Source organism: Enterococcus sp. 3G6_DIV0642 (genome assembly GCF_002140635.1).
Classification (GTDB): domain Bacteria; phylum Bacillota; class Bacilli; order Lactobacillales; family Enterococcaceae; genus Enterococcus_D; species Enterococcus_D casseliflavus.
Window position 1 is genome coordinate 1,690,328 of the sequence record NZ_NGLH01000001.1, and the last position, 21,689, is coordinate 1,712,016.

The following is a 21,689-nucleotide window of genomic DNA, read 5'->3' on the forward strand; positions in this document are numbered from 1 at the left end:
GAGGGAAAAGTATGAACCCAGAAAAAATGACGACTACATTACAGAGTGCCATCGCGGAAGCACAGCAGATTGCCATGACGCGTCACCACCAAGAAATCGATATTCCGCATTTATGGAAGATTTTATTGCAAGCCAATCAATTCGGCCGCAATTTTTATACGGATACAGGCCTTGATGTCGATGCATTTGAAAAGGAAGTCGACCAGCTACTAGATGAACTGCCTTCGGTTGAAGGAGGAAATGTTCGTTATGGTCAATCCATGAGTCAAAATCTGTTTCATCTTTTGTCTGAGGCAGATCAATTAAAAAATGAATTTCAAGACGAGTATCTTTCCACAGAAATCGTCCTTTATGCGTTGATGAAATTGAAAAATCATCCATTGACGGTGTATTTAAAGAAACAAGGAATCACCGCAAAAGAAATCAAGCAAACGATCGAAACATTAAGAGGAGGGGATCGTGTGACCTCACAAAATCAAGAAGAACAATACAAAGCATTAGAAAAATACGGCGTTGACTTGGTCCAACAAGTCCGCAGCGGAAAAATGGACCCCATTATCGGACGAGACGAAGAAATTCGCGACGTGATTCGCATCCTTTCTCGGAAAACAAAAAACAATCCCGTTTTGATTGGTGAACCGGGGGTTGGTAAAACAGCCATTGTTGAAGGATTGGCTCAACGGATCGTGCGAAAAGACGTCCCAGAAAACCTAAAAGACAAAACGATCTTTTCTCTGGATATGGGTGCCTTGATCGCAGGTGCCAAGTTCCGAGGTGAATTTGAAGAGCGTTTGAAAGCCGTCTTACAAGAAGTGAAAAAAGCCGATGGACGGATCATTCTCTTTATTGATGAGATCCACAATATTGTAGGTGCTGGTAAGACGGAAGGCAGCATGGATGCTGGAAACTTACTAAAACCAATGCTGGCACGGGGAGAATTGCATACGATTGGCGCAACCACCCTTGATGAATACCGTCAATACATGGAAAAGGACAAAGCCTTGGAACGTCGTTTCCAAAAAGTGCTGGTACAGGAACCAACCGTTCAAGATACGATTTCGATTTTACGTGGCTTGAAAGAACGGTTCGAGATCCATCATGGCGTCAATATCCATGACAATGCGCTTGTTGCTGCTGCGACCTTATCTGATCGGTATATCACGGACCGCTTTTTACCAGACAAAGCCATCGATTTGATCGACGAAGCAAGTGCCACGATTCGGGTAGAAATGAATTCGATGCCTACCGAGCTCGATCAGGTCACTCGACGTTTGATGCAATTGGAGATCGAAGAAGCCGCACTGAAAAAAGAATCTGATGATGCATCGAAAAAACGTTTAGGCATTTTACAAGAAGAATTGGCGGAATTGCGTGAAGAAGTCAATACCATGAAAATGCAGTGGGAAACGGAAAAAGAAGAAGTCAATGCAGTTTCCAATAAACGGGCAGAGATCGATAAAGCCAAGCATGAGTTGGAAGATGCTGAAAATAACTATGATTTGGAACGGGCAGCTGTTCTTCGTCATGGGACGATTCCCCAACTGGAAAAAGAACTCGCTGAATTGGAAGAAAAAAACCAAGACGAAGGCATTCGAATGGTTCAAGAGTCAGTGACAGAAAATGAGATCGCCTTAGTCGTGGGCCGCTTGACAGGAATCCCTGTTGCGAAATTAGTGGAGGGCGAACGAGAAAAACTGTTGAAATTAAACGAGACCTTGCATCAACGAGTGATCGGACAAGATGAGGCAGTCGATGCCGTCAGTGACGCAGTCATTCGTTCCCGAGCTGGTCTGCAAGATCCAAATCGACCATTAGGTTCCTTCTTGTTCTTAGGACCGACCGGCGTCGGTAAGACCGAATTAGCGAAAGCGTTAGCGGTCAACCTCTTTGACTCTGAAGAGCATATGGTTCGGATCGATATGAGCGAATACATGGAAAAACATTCGGTGTCTCGTTTGGTCGGTGCCCCTCCAGGCTATGTTGGATTTGAAGAAGGTGGACAATTGACTGAAGCCGTTCGACGCAATCCATACACGATCGTCTTATTGGATGAGATCGAAAAAGCCCATCCAGATGTCTTCAATATCTTATTGCAAGTGCTTGATGATGGCCGTTTGACAGACTCAAAAGGACGCGTCGTTGATTTCAAAAATACCGTCTTGATCATGACTAGCAATATCGGCTCTCAAGTCTTGCTAGATGGTGTAACGGCAGAAGGAACGATCCCAGAAACTGTCGCAGAAACTGTCCGTAATCTCTTGAGAGGGCATTTCAAACCAGAATTCTTAAATCGGATCGACGATACGATTTTATTCACACCGCTTAGTCTAAACGATGTGACAGGCATCGTCGACAAGATCATCGCACAGCTTTCACAACGACTGGAAGTCCAAGATATACTGTTGACGATCACTGAAGAAGCCAAACGCTGGATCGCTGAAAATGCTTATGAGCCAGCGTATGGTGCGCGTCCTCTCCGTCGGTTTATCACGAGAGAAGTCGAAACCCCATTGGCAAAAGAAATCGTTGCTGGCAGAGTCTTACCAAAGACCCAAGTCACCATCGAATTATTGAACGATCAGCTGGTTTTTGAAAATACGCCAATGACCGAATAATAAAAAGAGAACAAATGAATAAATACAAAACGATGGTTGCCATTTCATTGGCAGCCATCGTTTTTTTGTCGCTCAACATAAGACAAAAAAGTTCTCCTTGCTTGTTGTTTGGAGGAAATTCGCACTTCGATTATACTGTTCTTATGGAGTAGGAGAGGAATGAAAAGATGAATACTTTTTTTGAAACGTTGAATGAGCGAAAAGGGGAATTGCTGACAGCTGTCTTTGAACATTTATCATTGTCGATCATTGCGCTGCTCGTGGCGATCGTTATTGCTGTTCCTTTAGCTATTTGGCTGGTTAATCATAAACGGGCAGCGGAAGTCGGCCTACAAATAACGAGTGTGTTGCAGACGATTCCATCACTGGCACTGTTAGGTTTATTGATTCCATTCGTGGGGATCGGAACGCCACCTGCATTGATCGCATTAGTTATTTATGCATTATTGCCGATCTTTCAAAATACCTATATTGGCCTTTCGGAGATCGATCCATCAATCGAAGAAGCTGCTGCGGCATTTGGTATGTCTCGGATGCGCCGATTGATCAAAGTCGAGTTGCCGATTGCTTTGCCTGTCATAATTTCTGGGATTCGCACGGCGCTGGTCTTGATCATCGGAACAGCGACCTTGGCCGCTTTGATTGGCGCTGGCGGGTTAGGTTCCTTTATTTTGTTAGGGATCGATCGAAATGCGCCTGAGTTAACGTTAATTGGTGCGATCGGGTCTGCCTTGTTGGCGATTGTTTTCAGTACCCTGATCCGTTACCTGCAACATTTAAAACCGCGCTATACCTTGATCACGTTGGCAGCAATCATCTTGCTGATTGGTGGGGTTTCCTTCTCACAAAGCGGATTTTTTGCTCCCAAAACCATTACGATCGCAGGGAAACTAGGGTCTGAACCTGATATCTTGATCAACATGTACAAAGAATTGATTGAACAAGAAGACCCTGATGCCCAAGTTGAACTAGAGCCAAATTTTGGAAAAACCTCTTTCTTATTCAGCGCATTGGACAATGGTCAAGTTGATATATATCCAGAGTTTACTGGTACCGTGTTGGAGAGCTTAGTTGAGGTACCAGAAAAGCTTGCGAGTCAAAACCTTGACTCCGACGAAACCTATACCGAAGCAGTCAATCTATTGAAGGATCAGTTTGAGATGACCTTGCTTCAGCCGATGGCGTATCAAAATACCTATGCGTTGGCTGTCAAAAAAGAATTTGCTGAGGAAAATGGACTAACCACGATCTCTGATTTGAAGAAAATCGAAAATCAAATCAAAGCTGGCTTCACTCTCGAATTCATTGATCGGACGGACGGATATGCGGGGATCCAAGAACTTTATGGGCTAGATTTTCCAAGTGTCCAAAGTATGGAACCAGCATTGCGTTACCAAGCCATCAATAATGGTGATATCAATCTACTGGATGCCTATTCCACGGACAGTGAATTGCGTCAATATGGCTTAGTTATTCTAGAAGACGATCAGGAACTATTTCCACCTTATCAAGGAGCGCCTTTGATGAAAGAAGCCTTTGCCAAGGAACATCCAGAAGTCGTCTGTGCATTGGAAAAGTTGGCAGGGAAAATCACCGAAGAACAAATGAGTGAAATGAATTATCAGGTCAATGTCGAAGGAAAAAATCCAGCAGAAGTCGCACGTACCTTCCTGATAGACGAAGGATTAATTAAGGAGGGACAAGAATGACACCAATTATTGAATTTAAAAACGTCAGTAAAAAGTTTGATCAAAAACTAGTGATCGATCAATTAGATCTGAGTATCAATAAAGGAGAAATCTTTGTTTTGGTCGGTCCTTCTGGGAGTGGGAAAACGACGACTTTGAAGATGATCAACGCCTTGTCAGAACCGACAGATGGTGATATTTACTTCAAAGAAAAACGCATCAAAGAATACAATATTCAAAAGATGCGTTGGCAAATGGGGTATGTTCTCCAACAAATCGCTCTGTTTCCGACGATGGATGTCAAACAAAATATTGAAGTGATCCCAGAGATGTTAGGGTGGTCAAAAAAAGATCGCTCAGAAGCCGTGGATCGTTTGCTGACACAGGTCAAACTTGACCCAGAGCAGTACCGTCATCGAATGCCGAAAGAATTGTCTGGTGGAGAACAGCAACGGATCGGGATCTTGCGCGCGTTAGCTGCCAATCCCGAAATCATTCTGATGGACGAACCCTTTAGTGCCCTTGATCCAATTTCTCGTAATTCTTTACAGGAGCTAGTCCTCGATCTGCACAAAGAGCTTGGGACGACGATTATTTTTGTCACGCATAACATGAAAGAAGCGGTAAAACTAGGGACGCGCATCGCTGTGATGAATCAAGGGAAGATCGTTCAATGCGATACACCAGAAGTCATCGTTTCACAACCGAAGACCGCTTTTGTGAAAAGCTTCTTTGAAGAAACCGGGGAAGATGAAGCAAAACTGGTCACAGCAGGAGATTTGATACGGATGAACTTTTTCAGCAATGATATCAATCAAGCTGACCCGAAAATTGCAGCATCTGCGCCATTAAATGAGTTGTATACTTTATTTGCGAGTCATGAGACGGTGGTGATCGAAGAAAATCACCAACTGATAGGGAGTCTACGTCGAAAAGATGTGTTTGCTTTCTTGAGTCGTGATCGAACGTAAACGATTCTTTTCGCAACGAGAAATATCATAAATTTTTTAAAATCGATGATTTCTCTTGCTCAAAGCAAATATTCCACGTAAGATTGAGGAAGATATCTTTTGTCAAAATGGCAGAACAAGCTTTCGCTGATGACAAAAGATGCAGTAAAGGAGCGAAAGAGCAGCTATGGTAAAAATTCTCAAAGAAAATTGGTTACTGCTTTTCTTTATCGTCGCCGTGGTTCTCATCCGTCTGTTTGTCCTGACCCCTGTTCAAGTCAGTGGCCATTCTATGGACCCGACGTTGGCAGATAAACAGCGTTTGATTGCATCAAAAATCTCCTCCTATGACCGACAAGACATCGTGATATGTGTTGAACCAGATGATCCAAGTAAAATCGCTGTCAAGCGGTTGATTGGTTTACCCGGTGATACCATCGAGATGAAAGATGATGTCCTAACGATCAATGGAGAAGTATACGAAGAACCCTATTTAGATGAGTTTAAAGAGAAATTTGCAGACGATCAATTACAAGACGAATATTCTTATCGCGAAATGTTTCAGCAAATCGCGGCTGGTGCCGAACACTTTACCGATGATTTTACGGTAACGGTTCCTGAAGGCAGCTATTTTGTGATGGGAGACAATCGTTTGATCTCTAGAGACAGTCGCAGTTTCGGGGTTGTAACGGAAGATCAAATGGAAGGGAAAGTGCTGCTGCGCTTTTGGCCATTGAATCAAATCAAACTATTTTAATCAAAAGAAAAAACATTCTTGCCAGTGCAGCGAAAACGATCGCAACTGACAAGAATGTTTTTTAGATGACCCAAGCGACAAATGCAACCATTGAAAAGAACATTGTCCAAACCGCAATAATAGCTGATGCAATAAAAATAATTTTGATTGATAAAGGTTGGACAAATTTTCGAGCATCTTTAGAGAACGCATAGGTGATCGATGAAAAAATCAAGCAGCATAAAATAAAAAACACTGTTAGAACCATAAGCCTCTCCTTTACTGACGCAACGTCAAATGAATAATGTAATTATAACAGACCATGGTTTTTTGGGGAAATAAAAATGATTAAACGAGGGAATTTTTTTGTGGTTGTAATCGTTTTATAGGGAAGTGTAAGAAAGGTCAAACCTTGATAGACAGCGAATCTATAAAAATAAGATGTGTTATTTAAGTATTTTTATAAATTTTTCTTTATGAATAAAAGAACAAAAGAAAAAAGCTTGTTGAAAAACGATGGTTTCAACAAGCTTTTTATGGTCGTTTATGATAATTTTTTAATTCGATAACTTTCAAAGTAATCAGGTTTGCCTCGTCCTTGAACATATGCGATCACGCCCATCAAGGCAGCACCAATCGTGTTGGTTAGTAAATCGCCCATCGTATCCATCAATGCTTCACGACCGATAAACGGGGTGCCATCCAGTGTGGCATAACGTTGGAGGTTCATTCCACCAACAGAATCGCAGATAAACTCCCAAAACTCCCAGAAGATACCACACAAGCCAGCAAAAGCAAAGCCCATCAGTAAGAATAACCAGGGAGAGACGTTTGAAACTTTGACTTCTTTCAGTAGCAGACAGATCAATCCATAGCCGACAGCCGTCAAGACCATTGGGCTTACCGCATGTAGAATTTTATCCCAGAATGCAATGGTTTCGATCAAATGTAAGATCGTCCCCATAAACACAGAGATCAGCAAGAAAAACCAATAAAAGTAGACGGTGGCGTTTGGTAGCTGGATTTTCAAGAACTTTTTACTCATTTCTGGGACGAAGATCAATAAAATCCCAAGCAAGGCTTGGGCGAGGAAAATCAATCCTTGTGTTTGCGGATAGACACCACGGAAAAATTCCCACAAAGAAAAACAAAACACGAGAATACCAAAAATAGTGAATACCTTTTGCAGTCGCTGATAATTTTGCCCCATTTAGTTGTCCTCCGAAAGATAGTCGGCTAAGCCAGCTAAAAGGGCTGCTTCAGAGGAGTAAATTTCCCCGTTTAGCTTGATCAAACCCACCGTATAAAGATTGACATAGTGGAACTGATTTTCCGCAACGGTTTGTAATGCTGCCAGCTTTTGCTGATTGTCGGCACCTTGTTGGCGACTATCCGTATAAAGCCCTAAAACGGGAATGCCTTTAGCATAAGCGACACCGATCTCAGAGGCAACCCCAGCATCGATGGTCAAACCATCCAGCAATGCGATCATTAAATCACTTTCCAGCACTTTTTCGGTATCTGCCAAAGCGATCATTTTGCTATCCGCATAGGCGGATTTATCATTGATCGCGGCATTTTCTTGAGGTAAATAAATCTCCAGCTGCGGATACTGCTGACGAATCGACGCAACAAGTTCGGCGTTGTAGCGCAGGTCACTAGCAGCAAACAGGGGAGCAGCAAAATATAGTTTCATTCAAAAACACTCCTTAATCATTCATAGTTGTACATTTTGTTGATTCGTTGTTTAGAAATAATCGCTGAAATAGGCTTCCATATCAGGGATGATCGATTCCAGTAATGCCAGTGTTTCTGAATCGGTATTTAGCCGCTCCACACGCTCTAAGTAAGCTGGGCGGCGGTAATTCATCAATAGACAAGACAATGTCTGAATATCCAGCTGGACCGCTTTTCCGATGGCTTCTCTTGAAACCACGATCTCCCCGTGATTGTATTGGACACCGAAGATCCCGTTGTTCCAATCGGCAACTGGGTCGGAAACAACAAAGTGAAAGGGTGTTTGGAAGGCTTCAAATGGGAAGTTTTTCAAAAACTGTTCAACATCGACGATCCGCGCCATGTAATAAGGCTCGATGGTTTCTTTGATTTGGCTGTCATCCAAGTAGAAGGACAGGGGTTCATTTGAATAAATGTCTCCTTTGACCCAATAAACCATTGAGAAATGAGCAGAGATAAAATTCCAAAGACCATTGCGGGCTTCTTGATTCAAGTAGAACATTTCCTTTACATGGAAGACTTCTTCGGCTACCCAATAAAAAAGTACACCAGTCGGATGACCACTGGCATTGTAATAAACAGCCGCGGTGCGCTCTTCTTCATTTTCATAGCGCCAATACTCTTCCCAGTGAAAAGAGGTCCGCTGCAAGGCACCATGATTGTCGCGGGAGAATTGGTTGTAGACAGTAAAGACATCAGGGTCATCCACTTCTTTGCGCTCTACGATCCCAGGGACTTCTTTGGTTTTCGGAAGCTGGGTATCACGAATTTTAAAGGTCAGCTTGTCGGACATAATCTCCCAGCCTTTGCGACGATAGTAGGGCACATTATAAGGGTAAAGGTAGGAGATCCATTGCTGATCTTCCCGCATCGTTTCTAAGGCAAGCTTGATCAAGTCTTTCATCAGGCCATGCCCGGCATACTCAGGGTAGGTCCCAACACCGGTCACTCCGCCCATTTTGATCAATTTGCCGTGTATATTGACTTCACAAGGATAAACGGCGATTTGCGAGATCAACTTGTCTTCATTGAACCAGCCAAAGACTTTGGAAAGCTCTAAGATCGGGCGCTTAGATTTAATCATTTCCCGTTTGCTCTCATAGCCGCTTTCTTCAATATCCGATTCAGTGATCTGAAAAACATAGCTTAACAGTTCATTGAACTGATCAACGTCTTTTTCTTCCACCGCTCGAATATGTAGATTTTGATGAAAATTATTGTCCATTCTTTCAACTCCAATTTATTTGCTAGCTCTAGTATAGCAAAACCTGAATGAATATGTCTAAATAACGGTTAAGAAAAATACTTTATCTATTGGCGTTTCGTTGGTATAATAGAAAAGCTGACTAAAAGAAATGAGGAACGTATCCATGAACATAGAAGAAATGAAAAAACGACAGGAGAAGATTCGTAATTTCTCCATTATCGCCCATATCGACCATGGGAAATCAACACTGGCGGACCGTATTTTGGAACAAACCCATACGGTGACGTCACGGGAAATGCAAAACCAATTATTAGACTCCATGGATCTTGAACGTGAACGAGGAATCACAATCAAATTAAATGCCGTGGAACTTAACTATACCGCCAAAGACGGCGAAACCTACATCTTCCATTTGATCGACACTCCAGGGCACGTCGATTTCACCTATGAAGTTTCCCGCAGTTTGGCTGCTTGTGAAGGCGCCGTGCTCGTCGTTGATGCAGCTCAAGGGATCGAAGCACAGACATTGGCAAACGTCTACTTGGCGTTAGACAATGATTTAGAGATCCTACCAGTCATTAATAAAATAGACTTGCCAGCTGCCGATCCTGAGCGAGTACGAACAGAGATCGAAGATGTGATCGGTATCGATGCCAGTGAAGCTGTTTTAGCAAGTGCCAAAGCAGGTATTGGGATCGAAGACATTTTGGAACAAATTGTTGAGTATGTCCCAGCTCCAGCAGGTGATATTGAAGCACCGCTAAAAGCGTTGATCTTTGACTCCGTGTACGATTCCTATCGTGGGGTGGTCTTAAACGTCCGCATCATGGACGGGATGGTCAAACCTGGAGATAAAATCAAAATGATGAGCAATGGCAAGACCTTTGATGTTACGGAAGTTGGTGTCTTTTCACCAAAAGCCATTCAACGAGATGCGTTGATGGTGGGCGATGTTGGGTATATCACTGCTGCCATCAAGACCGTTAAAGATACCCAAGTCGGGGATACGGTGACATTAGCCAACAATCCAGCAGAAGAAGCCTTAGCTGGTTATCGTCAAATGAATCCGATGGTTTATTGCGGATTGTACCCAATCGATACTTCACGCTACAACGACCTTCGAGAAGCATTGGAAAAATTACAATTGAATGATGCAGCATTGCAATTTGAACCAGAAACCTCTCAAGCATTAGGATTTGGGTTCCGTTGCGGCTTCTTAGGCCTATTACACATGGATGTCGTGCAAGAACGGCTAGAACGTGAATTTAACCTTGAGTTGATTACGACTGCACCATCCGTAATCTATCATGTCAACAAGACAGATGGCTCAATGGTGGTCGTTGATAACCCAGCAGAATTTCCTGAACCAGTCACGATTGAAAACGTACAAGAACCTTACGTCAAAGCACAAATCATGGTGCCTAATGATTACGTCGGTGCTGTAATGGAATTGTCCCAACGCAAACGGGGAGACTTTGTCACGATGGATTACTTGGATGATTATCGAGTGAACGTCGTTTATGAGATCCCACTATCGGAAATCGTCTTTGATTTCTTTGATAAATTGAAATCCAGCACCAAAGGGTACGCATCACTCGATTACGAAATGTCTGGTTACCGAACTAGCAAGCTAGTGAAGATGGACATCTTGCTGAATACTGAAAAAGTCGATGCGTTAAGCTTTATCGTTCACCGTGACTTTGCGTATGAACGCGGTAAAGCCATCGTTGAAAAACTGAAAAAACTGATCCCACGACAACAATTTGAAGTACCGATCCAAGCAGCCATCGGACAAAAAATCGTTGCGCGTTCCGACATCAAAGCCTTGCGTAAGAACGTATTGGCGAAATGTTACGGCGGTGACGTTTCTCGAAAACGCAAACTCCTAGAGAAACAAAAAGAAGGGAAGAAGCGGATGAAACAAATCGGCTCCGTCGAAGTACCGCAAGAAGCCTTCATGGCAGTTCTGAAGATGGATGAGGATGAACCGAAGAAATAATCTGTTTTGACGGATGTCAGTAAGAGGAATAAAATGAAAGTACCTTCGAGAGAAGGTGCTTTTTTTGATCAAAAAGAATAATCTAAAATGACCGAAGGGACATTCGTCGGTTGTTTAGTAGATAGTTTCAATCGATTGATGCGTGGCTTTTGATAGATTGAAGATCGGAGATGATTTGCGCATGAAGGCGTTGTATTTTAATGAATTCGGTGATTCAACTGTTTTAACATATGGGGATTTGCCTGATCCCATCATTCATGAAAATGAGCTATTGGTAGAAATGGTGTATATTGGATTGAATTATGCTGATATTTATCGGAGAAAGGGCACCTATCATATTGAATCCCGAGAGCCTCTTATTAATGGCTATGAAGGGGTAGGGAGGATTATTCAAAAAGGAACATCTGTCTCCAAGTTTCAGCTAGGGGAAACGATTCTTTTTGTGGATGTTCCTTTTGCTAATGCAGAATTGGTGGCTGTTCCTGAGGAAAATGCCATCCGTATTCCATCAGGTATACCACCTAAATTAGCAGCCAGTATTGGACTGCAAGGGTTGACAGCTGATTTTTTAGCTCATGATCTTGGCAATAATGTGAATCATAGTAAGGTCTTCGTCCATGGGATAAGTGGTGGCGTCGGACAAATTTTATCGCAACTATTGACGGCTGATGGTCTAGAAGTGTATGGCGTCACTTCTACGGAAGAAAAGCGACAACTGGCTTTAGACCAAGGAGCAAAACAAGTCTTTTTAAGAAATACAGAATGGCAAGATACCTACACTTCTTTCTTTGATACCGTTTATGATGGCATTGGGCTTACATTAGCCGAAAGTGTCGATTTGCTCAAAAATAGAGGGAAGGTTGTCTTTTTTTGCATGGCCGGCGGAAATCCGCCAGCGATCGACTTTATTCCCTTGCTATCTAAATCAAAAAGTATTTTGACAGGAGATCTCTGGGATTACTTGACAAGTTTTCAAGAGCGGGAGAGAAGAAGCTCTCGATTGTTTGACTACTTTAGCAAGGATCAAATGAAAATCAGTCAACCAACCATTTTTTCATTAGCTGACGGAAAAGCTGCCCATGATTATTTAGAATCTGGAAAAAGTATCGGTAAAATTCTGCTGCAACCATAAGAAGGTAAAAAACTAGATGTTTTTATTGCAAACGATACACCGAATGTTTGATGTTTCACTAAGGCATTTTTTATATAATCGATAGTTCTCTTATGATACATCTTTAAGGATAAAAATAAATGTAAAATGAATAGAATATTGCAAAAAAATTATAGTTTTTATCTATTCAGTGAGAATAAGATAAAACTTTGTGATACACAGTACATTTAATTTGAAAATATTTAATTACAGCAGTAAGATAAATATATCAAATACTTAAGGAGTGATATCTATGACAAACTATGAAGAAAAGGAAGCAAAAGCATTGGTAAAGATTGCAGAGGTTCTTGATAAGTTAGATGAAAATTTAGCTGAATTAGACACACTAGATGCAGATGCAAAAAAACATAGTATGAAGAAATGGATCGTTGAGAAAAAAGCGATTCATGAAATCAAAAAGATCGCACACGAAGCCGGTAAGTATGAAAAGTACGATGAAAAAGCACTACAAAAAGAAATTGATGAAGTTGAGAAGTATATGTAATTGAAGAATAATAAGAAATTGTCACCATTATTCAGCAATTGAAATCTGAACTGATAAAAGCCAGATTTCAATTGAAGATATAGAATTGACAATGATCTCAATAAGCCCATGCTCTTATGAGTGTGGGCTTATTTGTGTCAGTCACAAGAAGTAGCTCTCTGAGAATAGTTGCGTTAAAAAACATGGGCCAAAATTTACTAATTGAAGGAATATTTAAGAAGATGCCAAAATTATTTTTCTTATTTTTGAAACGGTCTCCGCAACAGAGTAATGGGAAATATCAATTTTTCTTGAACGCAATTCAGTATATTTTGGTAACCTATCCAGTGAACGCTGTAAATCAGATAGTGTTCGTTTCCCGGTGGTTATATCTCCTTCAAAGTTTTTCTGCAATTTTTCTGGCGAGGCAATTAATGAGAAGTGTTGCACGTCAATATCTTCCAATGCGATGCCGTTCAAGACTCGATCCACAATTTTTTGCTCATCCATAACCCAGCAAAAATAAATGACGTTGATCATAGAGTTATTGATAAAAGAGTTTAACAGAAAATGGATATTGTTGATCACCATATCCTTGTTTTTTTCATTGACGACAAATGGATTCATCATCCAGCACCAATCCCCGTCAAGGTAAACAGACTGCCTTGTTTGTTTGGATAGTTCTTCAGTTATAGTTGATTTACCAATTCCCATCGTACCACTGATCAATATAAGCTTTTTCATCAGACTACCGCCAGCTTTCATATAAAAAGTGTTTTTTTCTCAATCCAAAAACGTGTTTAGATTTTTAACTGTGATCCAACCATTCTCTTTCCAAAGCCCAATCTCTTCAGAACAAGCTACTTTTTCACTCGGTTCCTCATGCAAAAACAATTGAATTTTCTGTCCGTACAGTAGTTTTCGAGTCAAAGCAAAGGTTGCTTCCGCAAAGCCAGCTGCACCGATATAACCACAGATGCCATTTTTTTCTTTGTTATACAAATAAAAAATCTCGGCTTTTTCTATGTCTTTATAAAAGTCTACGAATAAGGTTGGAAACTGAGTAGAAAGATCGTCCGTGGCTTTTGGATAATTGATCACCTGATGACCGTTTTCAGTAAGTGTATTCGTTAGTTCTTCAAAATCCTTTTGAAAAGCGATACTTCCAGAAATAATTATTTTTGACATGTTGTGGCTCCTTGTCGTTGATTTACTTCATTATATCAGTAGGAAGGTGCTAAGCGAGGGAAATTTTAGGTAACTTGTATCGCCAATCTGGTAATGGGAAGAACGAAATTGTTGATTGAGTTAAAGTAATCTGTCTATGAGAGACGGGTTTGCTTAAAAGAATACGATTAAAACCACAATACGAAAAAAGTCTGTTTTTTTAGTTTTTTCATCGATTTTCTCTATTTTTTTGGGTAAAGGTTTCCTTTATTCTATACTTGTAAACGATATCAAAGTGTTTAAATGGGAATTATTTGAATGTAGTTCTGTTTATTCTAAGAGAAAAGTAGAGTGACTGTGAAGTTATGGATAGAATATTAGTTACAATACAGTAGTTGGATTTTCTTTAGAGTTAAAATAAATGAAAGAAATCGATGAAATGGGTGAATACATGGAAACAACATTTTTCATTTCGAAAAATACTTCTGTCACGTCAAAACAGCTGAAAAATGAAGTGATTGGACATGCTTGCGAGATCTTGCAACGTGACATATTAACCGTTGTGACAGATACGAGGAAGACAAATGCAATTGAATTGGTTTTACTTGATGAAAAAAATAAAACAGATGCTTTTCATATACTTTTCGTATCGCCAGATAAAGTAAAAGTGTGTGCTGAAACACCGTTAGGATTAATGTATGGGGTTCTTGAAATCTCTCATAAAATTTTAGATGTTCAACCCTTTTGGTATTTCATGGATATTCCCCCAATAAAAAAGCCATTTATTGAATGGACAGATTTTGATTTAACATTGCCTGATTTTGCAACGGACTACCGGGGCTGGTTTGTCAATGATGAGTTGTTGCTGGATCATTGGGAAGATAATGGTTCAAATGAATATGTCTGGGAACGTATTTATGAAACATTGTTACGTTTAGGCGGAAATGTTATCATCCCGGGAACAGATAAGAACAGTCATAGACATCGGGAAAATGCGCAAGCGATGGGGTTGATCTATACACATCATCATGCCGAGCCATTAGGCGCTGAGATGTTTGCTAGAAGGTATCCCGGTTTAAAGGCTTCATACGAGGAACATTTTGAGTTGTTTCAGGAATTATGGAAAAAAGCCTTACACGAGCAAAAAGGTACCAACGTCATTTACACACTCGGTTTTCGTGGACAGGGGGATTGTCCTTTTTGGGCAGAAGATCTTGATCGACAGTGGTCTGCAGCGGAAAAAGCAGCAGTGATCAACGAAATCGTTTATCTGCAATATCATATGGTTAAAGAAGTCGATCCCCATGCAGTATGTTCAATGAATATTTATGGGGAGATGACGGAATTATTTAATCTTGGCTTACTTGAGCTTCCAGATGATGTGATTGAGATTTGGGCGGATAATGGTTATGGCAAAATGGTTTCTCGTAGACAAGGGAATCACGATCCTCGAGATGAGGTGTTAACAAACACACCAAAACCAAATCAATCAAGAGGAATCTATTATCACGTTGCCTTTCATGATTTACAAGCATCTAATTTCTTGACGATCTTGCCTAATAGCCCAGAATTTGTTTCTAGAGAGTTAATGGCGGTTAGAGAAGTCAAGATGGATAAGTTTGTCTTAGTTAATACAGGCAACATAAAACCGCATATTTTGTTCTTACAAGAAATAGCGAATTTCTGGCGAGCAGATTATCAGTTACGAACCAATCAAGAGATAATTTCAGAGCATGTAACACAATACTATCAAAATCAGCAAGAAGAGATCCAAGCTGTCTATGAAGCTTACTTTGAAGCGGTTATTCGCTATGGAACACATGAGGATCAAACCGCTGGGGACGAGTTTGCCTGTTATTTGATTCGAAAAATTATTCAATCCTGGCTCAAGCAAGAAACAAAAATTCCGAGGATAGAATGGTTGACGGGTGATCAAAAAATCAAGGAGCAAGTCACAGAAATTTTCTCTATGGTAGGAGAAAAGATAGCAGCCTGGGAGAATCTATTGCTGAGATGTCAGCAGATTACATTATCCCTTCAGGATAAACATGCACAAAATGCTCGCTTTTTTAATGATATTTACCTCTCAGTAGCCGTTCAATGCAAAACATTAAAAGCACTGCTCCATTTGTTAGACGCTTATCAGATGATTGATCGGGAAGAAATGGTCTTTGTATTTGTAAAAGTTTTCGATGCATTAGAAGAAATCCATCAACTAATTCAAATACTGAAGGAAAATCCTAGTGATACATGGTATGATTTTTATGAAAATGATGGCTATACCAACCTAACATTGACAAAAGAGATGATCAAAAGTCTGTTGTCTTACATTCGCATCATTGGCGATGGTCCAGATCAAGATCAGTGGGAGAGAAAATATATTATGGATCCCACTGAATCAAGAGTTATGTTGCTTTCAAATACTAAAAAAGCGCTGACGGATGAAAAGTTAGCAAGAAAAATCAGAGCAGCCTTAAGGTATTGAAATAAGTACTTTTAAAGATGCGAATAGACCTCTTTACATTTTTTTATTTATAAAGTTGCATTTTGTTTCTAGTTGCAAATAAAAACTACGACAACACAATAGTCAAAATTATACTGCCCCAAAAAATTCGAGAATAGAAATATAGGAATAAGTGACTAAGAGGAACAAAGAAACCTACTTTTTTTGGTGTGAATATACGCTAAGCGAAGTAGGTTTTTCATAAAACAGTTTTAAAAAAGGGCAGAGTTGAAACAAACTTTCATTCAAATGATTTTTAGAAAGGGCTTGCAATTGATTGTGTCTCCGGTTACAATCAATTTGTAATTATTGATTATTTATCAATATACAAAAAAATGTACATTCATAAGGAGGAAATTTTGATGAAAAAAATAGTTATCGGCGGTCAAATCGATAAGGACGAGGTGAAAGCATTAGTCGAAACGTTTGGTGATGATCAGTTCGAGATTGTTATCAAAAGTGATTTAGATGCTGCGATGGCAGTCAAAAATAAACAAGCTGACTATTACATTGGGGCATGTAATACTGGTGGTGGGGGTGCTCTGGCAATGGCATTAGCTTTATTAGGCCATGATAACTGTGTAACTGTTTCTATGCCTGGAAAAGTGATGCCGGAATCTGAAATAAGAGAACATGTCAGTTCAGGAAAAAAAGCTTTTGGATTTACCGCTCAGCATAAAGAAGCAGTAGTACCTATCATTATGGACGAACTAAAAAAACAATAGATTATATAATTTGGGGGAAAAGAGATGGAATCGTCGAAAATTGTTGAATTAATTGCTATTGCACTTTTAGGGGGACTTTGTGCAGTGTTAGCAAATAAGGGAATCGCTGTTTTTAATGACGGATTAAGGCCAATCATTCCGGAATTTTTAGAAGGAAAAATTGGTAAGAAAGAAATTGCAGCGACAAGTTTTGCTTTAAGTTTTGGATTAGTCATTGGATTTGGCATTCCTGTTTCAATAGGTGCATCTATTCTATTAGTCCATAGTGTATTATTAATGACAGATATTATCGGATCTTGGGCACCGGAAGGCAAAATCGGAGTTATTGTTGCTGCTAGTGTAGGAGCTATTTATGGTGTTGGATTAGTTATTGGGCTCCAAGCGGTTGTTGATCTCTTTGCAATGATGCCGGTGAACTTTATGGACTCACTTTCGCAAGTAGGTGCTCCTGTAGTTATTGGTTTTAGTATTTTTCCAGCGATTGCAATCGCTAGTCAACATGGATTCAAAAAAGGTGCGATTTCATTCAGCGCTACGCTTTTAACATTGTTTGTTGTAAAACGTTTTGGTACATTTGATTTAGGAAATGGCGCGACATTAACACTTAGTGCAGAAGGAATGTCCTTACTTGTTGGGATGCTCTTCATGATTGTTTATGCCATTCAAGTGAAAAGCGATGGTAGTAACTCAAATGAGAGCCTTGTAAGTGTATTTTTAGAACGTGTGAATCGTATTAAGAAGAACTGGTTATGGTTATCCGTTACAGGGGGCTTAGTGGCGGCATCAACAAGTTTGATGATTATTGCAGGTGATCCTATTTCATTAAATTTGCTTTCAGAAGGAAAAATGAGTGAAGCTGCATTAGCTGCTTTTGCTCGCGGAATTGGCTTCATTCCCTTAGTTTTTTCAACTGCAATCGTTACAGGTGTGTATAGCCCAGCTGGCACGACTTTTGTATTTGTCGCAGGAATCTTATTGAATGGTAATCCTCTTGTTGCTTTTCTAGTGGGTGCACTGCTAATGTTTGTTGAAGTACAATTGTTGACCTTAATGGCAAAAGCCCTTGACAAATTTCCAGGCATACGCGAAATGGGTGAACATATTCGTACAGCTATGAATAAAGTATTAGAAGTTGCTCTTTTAATTGGGGGAGCGATGGCATCTGAGCAAATTGCACCAGGAATAGGTTTTTTCTGGGTCATCGGTTTGATGCTTTTGAATAGAAAAGCGAAAAAGCCAGTCGTAGAATTAGCCGTGGGTCCTATTGCTGCAATCAGTTTAGGCGTTATTGTCAACATTTTGTATTTATTGGGATTATTCGCACCAATAGTTGCAAACTAGGAGGATTGAAGTGATGTTGTTAGACGGTATAACTTATATGCACGAACATACTACGATCGATCTTTCACGTTTGAAGAAAGATGATGATACGAACTTAAATTGTTTTGATGAGACTGTTTCAGAATACAAAAAATTGTATACTAAGGGAGTTCGTAATATAGTAGACCTGACAAATATGGACATGAGAAGAAATCCCAAATATGTTCAGCAAGTATCTGAGCTATCTAAAATCAATATTGTCCAAGCAACAGGATTTTACCAAGATAAATTTTTACCCGAATTTGTGACGTCAGCTACGATTGAAGAGTTGACTGATTTTATGGTAAATGAGATAGAAAATGGAATTGCGGAAACCAGTATCAAAGCACAACTTATCGGTGAAATAGGGACAAGTAAAAACCATATGACTGAACGAGAAAGAAAAATATTTATCGCTGCTGTCCTCACTCAAAAACATTGTAATGTTCCTATATCGACTCACACAACATTGGGAACCTTTGGCCATGAACAAGTAAACTTTTTTAAAGAGCATGGGGCTGATTTAAATAAAGTGGTGATTGGACACGTGGATTTGACCGGTAATAGTGATTATATTTTAAGAATGTTAGATCAAGGGGTATATGTAGAATTTGACACGATTGGAAAAGAGAACTATCAACCAGATCTGCTAAGAATAGAGATGCTAAAAGAGATTGAAAAACGTGGTTATCAAGACAAAGTATTTCTTTCAATGGATATTACTCGAAAGTCAAATTTAGCATATCGAGGTGGAATAGGGTATTCTTATTTATTGGATACATTTGTTCCACTTGCACTTGAAAATGGTTTATCTGAGAATTTTATCGATAAAATGCTACGAGATAATCCAAGAATATTTATGAATTAGGAGCGAAATTATGGAGACATTCCCTTTAGAAAGTTTGTCGATAGAAGAAGCGACTCAAATGCAGTTTCGCTTTGTAGATGCTATAACCAGAAACTTCTCAGGTGAAGAAATTCTAACACGAGGGGATCTTGGTGTTGTAAAAGGGTTAAATCAGCCGAGGACTACTCAAAAAGTTGAAAAGGTTTTGGCAGATTTTTTTAATGCTGAGGCTGCGATGCTTGTACGCGGTTCTGGTACGAATGCCATCAGGTTAGCATTATATTCTCTTTTAGGAACTAACAAAACTTTAATGGTTCATGATGCACCAATCTATCCTACGTCAAAAGTATCGATTGAGATGTTAGGATTAAAAACAATTTTTGCTGATTATAATCATCTCGAGGAAGTCAAAGAAAAACTTTTAAATAATAAAGTAGACGGAATATTGATTCAAGTAACAAGACAAAAATTTGATGATTCCTATGATTTAAAATCATTGATTGCCTTTATCCGAGCGTTTGATAAAACTATCCAGATCATTACTGATGATAATTATTCGGCTCTAAAAACTAAGGGGTTAGGTTCCGAATTCGGTGCCAATCTATCTTGTTTCTCTACGTTCAAATTGCTTGGTCCTGAAGGTATTGGTTGTATTGTTGGTGAAAAAAAAGCGATTCAACGCCTGAAGAATGACAACTATTCTGGTGGTGGGCAGGTTCAAGGTCATGAAGCAATAGACGTTTTAAAAGGATTGATCTATGCACCGGTCTCATTGGCTATATCAGCAAAAGTAAGTGAAGAGGTTTGTGGTCGAATCAATCAACAAGAAATTGGAGGGATTGAAAAAGCATTTCTAATCAATGCTCAGTCGAAGGTAATTGTCGTCAAATTAAAAAAGCCAATTGCAAAAAAAGTCATTGAACAAGCTACAAGTTTTGGTGCCTTACCCAATCCAGTAGGAGCAGAATCAAAATATGAGTTCTCTCCACTTGTCTATCGGGTTTCTGGCACATTTAGAGCAGCTGATCCAGATGCTGAACAATTCATGATTCGTATAAATCCCAATCGATCAGGTGCAGACACGATCATGCGGATTTTAAAACAGGCAATGGATGTTGTTGAAAAAGAGGTGTGAGTCTATGGGAGAAGAATTTTTAAAGAAAAAAGGAATCATAGTTAACTACTTAGCATCAGATCTTTTACAAAAGAAAAAGGGCGATCGAGTTCAGAGTGTTACGGAATATCAAAAGAAATATAAAGTAGCCAGAGGGACTGTTCAAAATGCTTGGAGTTTTTTAAAAGAGATTGATGCAATAAAAGTTAAAAGTCACGGTCACATGGGTACATTTATAGAAGAAATTAATTATAATATTTTGCAAGAATATGCGTTATCAGATACGATTCTCGGTACAATGACCTTACCATATTCACGTCTATATGAGGGATTAGCAACAGGAATATATGAAGCCTTCAAAGAAAATAAAATTAAATTAAATCTTGCATATATTCGAGGATCAAAAGAGCGTGTTCGATCAATCTTGAATAAAACGTATCGTTTTGCAATTGTTTCAAAATTTGCGGCAAATCAAGCAATAAAAAATGGAGAACCGATTGAAATCACATTGGACTTTGGACAACATACTTATCTTAGTGAGCATGTGTTGCTATTTAGGGACAAGAAAAAAAAGTCAATTGAAAAAGGGATGAAGATTGCTATTGACTATAGTTCCATTGACCAACAATTATTAACGAAAGCAGTCGTTAATGAGACACAAGTTGAATTTGTTGAAATGCAAGGGCATCAAATCGTATCTTCTTTACAAAATGGTAGTATTGATGCTGGGATCTGGAATTTTGATGAAATTAGAGATAAAAACCATCAAGGGCTCTATGCTGTTCCATTAGAAGGAAGTGAAATGGAGCAAGAAATGAGTACTTCCGTTATCATTACCCATACGGAAGAAACGTCTATGAAAGCATTCTTCCAAAAAAGCGTAGATAAAGAAAAAATTCTTGCTATTCAAAAAGAGGTTTGTGAAGGGCGTTTAATTCCTCAGTATTGATTTCATTTATAGCTGTATACCAAGGCAGGCAATCAGGAAACCTAGTTTCTTATCCATTGCTTGATAGAATATGTTTTTGTGTTTTGAGTGAAATAGGGGGATTAGATGATTAGAGAAAAATTAGCAATATTACTAAGTTCAAAAGTAATCGATGAAAATACTTATGAGTATGTTTTGCACGTATTAGATTATTTACTACAGCAAAAAATTATTGATAATGATAAAAAAGCGGATGTCTTTTTGACTCATCTAGCGATGGCAGACCAACGACGAAAGCAAAATGAGACGATAAATGACCTCGAATCTTTTATCAGTCAGGAAATCCAATCTGATCCAAAATTTCTTCACTCGAAAGAATTATGGCAGGATCTTCAAAGAATGACAAAAGGAAAGCAATTTGCTGAAGCTGAGCTTGATTACTTTTATCTTCATATCATCAATATGTTGAGGGAGGAATAA

The 21,689-nt window shown here is 39.5% G+C and carries 20 protein-coding genes; 14 read left to right on the forward strand and 6 right to left on the reverse strand.

Translation table 11 applies throughout. The features are described 5' to 3' along the window. Positions 1 to 11: 11 nt before the first annotated feature. From clpB to lepB, 4 genes are all read left to right on the forward strand, one after another. Positions 12 to 2,615, forward strand: coding sequence for an ATP-dependent chaperone ClpB (gene clpB, locus A5878_RS08025; RefSeq protein ID WP_086295306.1), 2,604 nt, complete (start codon positions 12 to 14; stop codon positions 2,613 to 2,615). Between the two features lie 167 nt (positions 2,616 to 2,782). Continuing rightward, positions 2,783 to 4,324, forward strand: a complete 1,542-nt coding sequence (locus tag A5878_RS08030) for an ABC transporter permease/substrate-binding protein (RefSeq protein ID WP_086295308.1) — start codon at positions 2,783 to 2,785, stop codon at positions 4,322 to 4,324. After that, positions 4,321 to 5,274 (forward strand): ABC transporter ATP-binding protein, encoded by a 954-nt coding sequence (locus A5878_RS08035; protein ID WP_086295310.1) that lies wholly within the window; start codon positions 4,321 to 4,323, stop codon positions 5,272 to 5,274. The genes A5878_RS08030 and A5878_RS08035 overlap by 4 nt, the downstream gene beginning before the upstream one ends. A 166-nt stretch (positions 5,275 to 5,440) precedes the next feature. Next, complete coding sequence (gene lepB / locus A5878_RS08040; protein ID WP_060792036.1) at positions 5,441 to 6,010, forward strand: signal peptidase I; 570 nt, start codon at positions 5,441 to 5,443, stop codon at positions 6,008 to 6,010. A 61-nt stretch (positions 6,011 to 6,071) separates the two neighbouring features. On the opposite strand, the gene A5878_RS08045 is transcribed toward lepB, so the two are convergent. From A5878_RS08045 to eis, 4 genes are all read right to left on the reverse strand, one after another. Then, complete coding sequence (locus A5878_RS08045) at positions 6,072 to 6,257, reverse strand: hypothetical protein (protein ID WP_005226019.1); 186 nt, start codon at positions 6,255 to 6,257, stop codon at positions 6,072 to 6,074. Positions 6,258 to 6,533: 276 nt separating this feature from the next. Continuing rightward, positions 6,534 to 7,199 (reverse strand): hypothetical protein, encoded by a 666-nt coding sequence (locus A5878_RS08050; RefSeq protein ID WP_005226020.1) that lies wholly within the window; start codon positions 7,197 to 7,199, stop codon positions 6,534 to 6,536. After that, a complete protein-coding gene (locus tag A5878_RS08055; RefSeq protein ID WP_010748216.1) occupies positions 7,200 to 7,685 on the reverse strand; it encodes a nucleoside 2-deoxyribosyltransferase in 486 nt (161 codons plus the stop codon). Between the two features lie 51 nt (positions 7,686 to 7,736). After that, a complete protein-coding gene (eis, locus tag A5878_RS08060; protein ID WP_005226022.1) occupies positions 7,737 to 8,951 on the reverse strand; it encodes an enhanced intracellular survival protein Eis in 1,215 nt (404 codons plus the stop codon). Between the two features lie 145 nt (positions 8,952 to 9,096). Here eis and lepA point away from each other — a divergent pair, with 145 nt between their 5' ends. The 3 genes from lepA to A5878_RS08075 all read left to right on the forward strand — a co-directional run bounded on the left by lepA (position 9,097) and on the right by A5878_RS08075 (position 12,587). Next, positions 9,097 to 10,932 carry a translation elongation factor 4 gene (gene lepA, locus A5878_RS08065; RefSeq protein ID WP_005226023.1) on the forward strand — a complete coding sequence of 612 codons (1,836 nt, stop codon included), beginning with the start codon at positions 9,097 to 9,099 and terminating at the stop codon, positions 10,930 to 10,932. Between the two features lie 181 nt (positions 10,933 to 11,113). Further along, the gene (locus tag A5878_RS08070) at positions 11,114 to 12,064 is read left to right on the forward strand and encodes a zinc-binding dehydrogenase (RefSeq protein ID WP_086295312.1); all 951 of its coding nucleotides are present in this window, start codon (positions 11,114 to 11,116) and stop codon (positions 12,062 to 12,064) included. A gap of 271 nt (positions 12,065 to 12,335) precedes the next feature. Then, complete coding sequence (locus tag A5878_RS08075; RefSeq protein ID WP_015509648.1) at positions 12,336 to 12,587, forward strand: hypothetical protein; 252 nt, start codon at positions 12,336 to 12,338, stop codon at positions 12,585 to 12,587. A 213-nt stretch (positions 12,588 to 12,800) separates the two neighbouring features. Here A5878_RS08075 and A5878_RS08080 read toward each other — a convergent pair whose 3' ends face one another. Both A5878_RS08080 and A5878_RS08085 read right to left on the reverse strand, forming a co-directional pair. Continuing rightward, positions 12,801 to 13,331: an AAA family ATPase gene (locus tag A5878_RS08080; RefSeq protein ID WP_256925775.1), complete on the reverse strand. Its 531-nt coding sequence runs from the start codon at positions 13,329 to 13,331 to the stop codon at positions 12,801 to 12,803. An 18-nt stretch (positions 13,332 to 13,349) separates the two neighbouring features. Next, a complete protein-coding gene (locus A5878_RS08085) occupies positions 13,350 to 13,754 on the reverse strand; it encodes a hypothetical protein (protein ID WP_086295313.1) in 405 nt (134 codons plus the stop codon). A gap of 430 nt (positions 13,755 to 14,184) precedes the next feature. Between A5878_RS08085 and A5878_RS08090 the strand changes: the two genes are divergently transcribed. The 7 genes from A5878_RS08090 to A5878_RS08120 all read left to right on the forward strand — a co-directional run bounded on the left by A5878_RS08090 (position 14,185) and on the right by A5878_RS08120 (position 21,689). Continuing rightward, the gene (locus tag A5878_RS08090; RefSeq protein ID WP_179190660.1) at positions 14,185 to 16,218 is read left to right on the forward strand and encodes a glycosyl hydrolase 115 family protein; all 2,034 of its coding nucleotides are present in this window, start codon (positions 14,185 to 14,187) and stop codon (positions 16,216 to 16,218) included. Positions 16,219 to 16,598: 380 nt separating this feature from the next. Next, positions 16,599 to 16,961 carry a DUF2620 domain-containing protein gene (locus A5878_RS08095; protein ID WP_074535920.1) on the forward strand — a complete coding sequence of 121 codons (363 nt, stop codon included), beginning with the start codon at positions 16,599 to 16,601 and terminating at the stop codon, positions 16,959 to 16,961. 24 nt (positions 16,962 to 16,985) lie between these two features. Next, complete coding sequence (locus A5878_RS08100) at positions 16,986 to 18,302, forward strand: YhfT family protein (RefSeq protein WP_086292346.1); 1,317 nt, start codon at positions 16,986 to 16,988, stop codon at positions 18,300 to 18,302. A gap of 13 nt (positions 18,303 to 18,315) precedes the next feature. Further along, positions 18,316 to 19,188: a phosphotriesterase gene (locus A5878_RS08105; protein ID WP_086295315.1), complete on the forward strand. Its 873-nt coding sequence runs from the start codon at positions 18,316 to 18,318 to the stop codon at positions 19,186 to 19,188. A gap of 10 nt (positions 19,189 to 19,198) precedes the next feature. Then, entirely contained in the window at positions 19,199 to 20,302 is a 1,104-nt protein-coding gene (locus tag A5878_RS08110) for an aminotransferase class V-fold PLP-dependent enzyme (RefSeq protein ID WP_086295316.1), read from the forward strand. Between the two features lie 4 nt (positions 20,303 to 20,306). After that, positions 20,307 to 21,230, forward strand: coding sequence for a GntR family transcriptional regulator YhfZ (gene yhfZ, locus A5878_RS08115; protein ID WP_086295318.1), 924 nt, complete (start codon positions 20,307 to 20,309; stop codon positions 21,228 to 21,230). Between the two features lie 105 nt (positions 21,231 to 21,335). Further along, the gene (locus A5878_RS08120) at positions 21,336 to 21,689 is read left to right on the forward strand and encodes a PRD domain-containing protein (RefSeq protein ID WP_086295320.1); all 354 of its coding nucleotides are present in this window, start codon (positions 21,336 to 21,338) and stop codon (positions 21,687 to 21,689) included.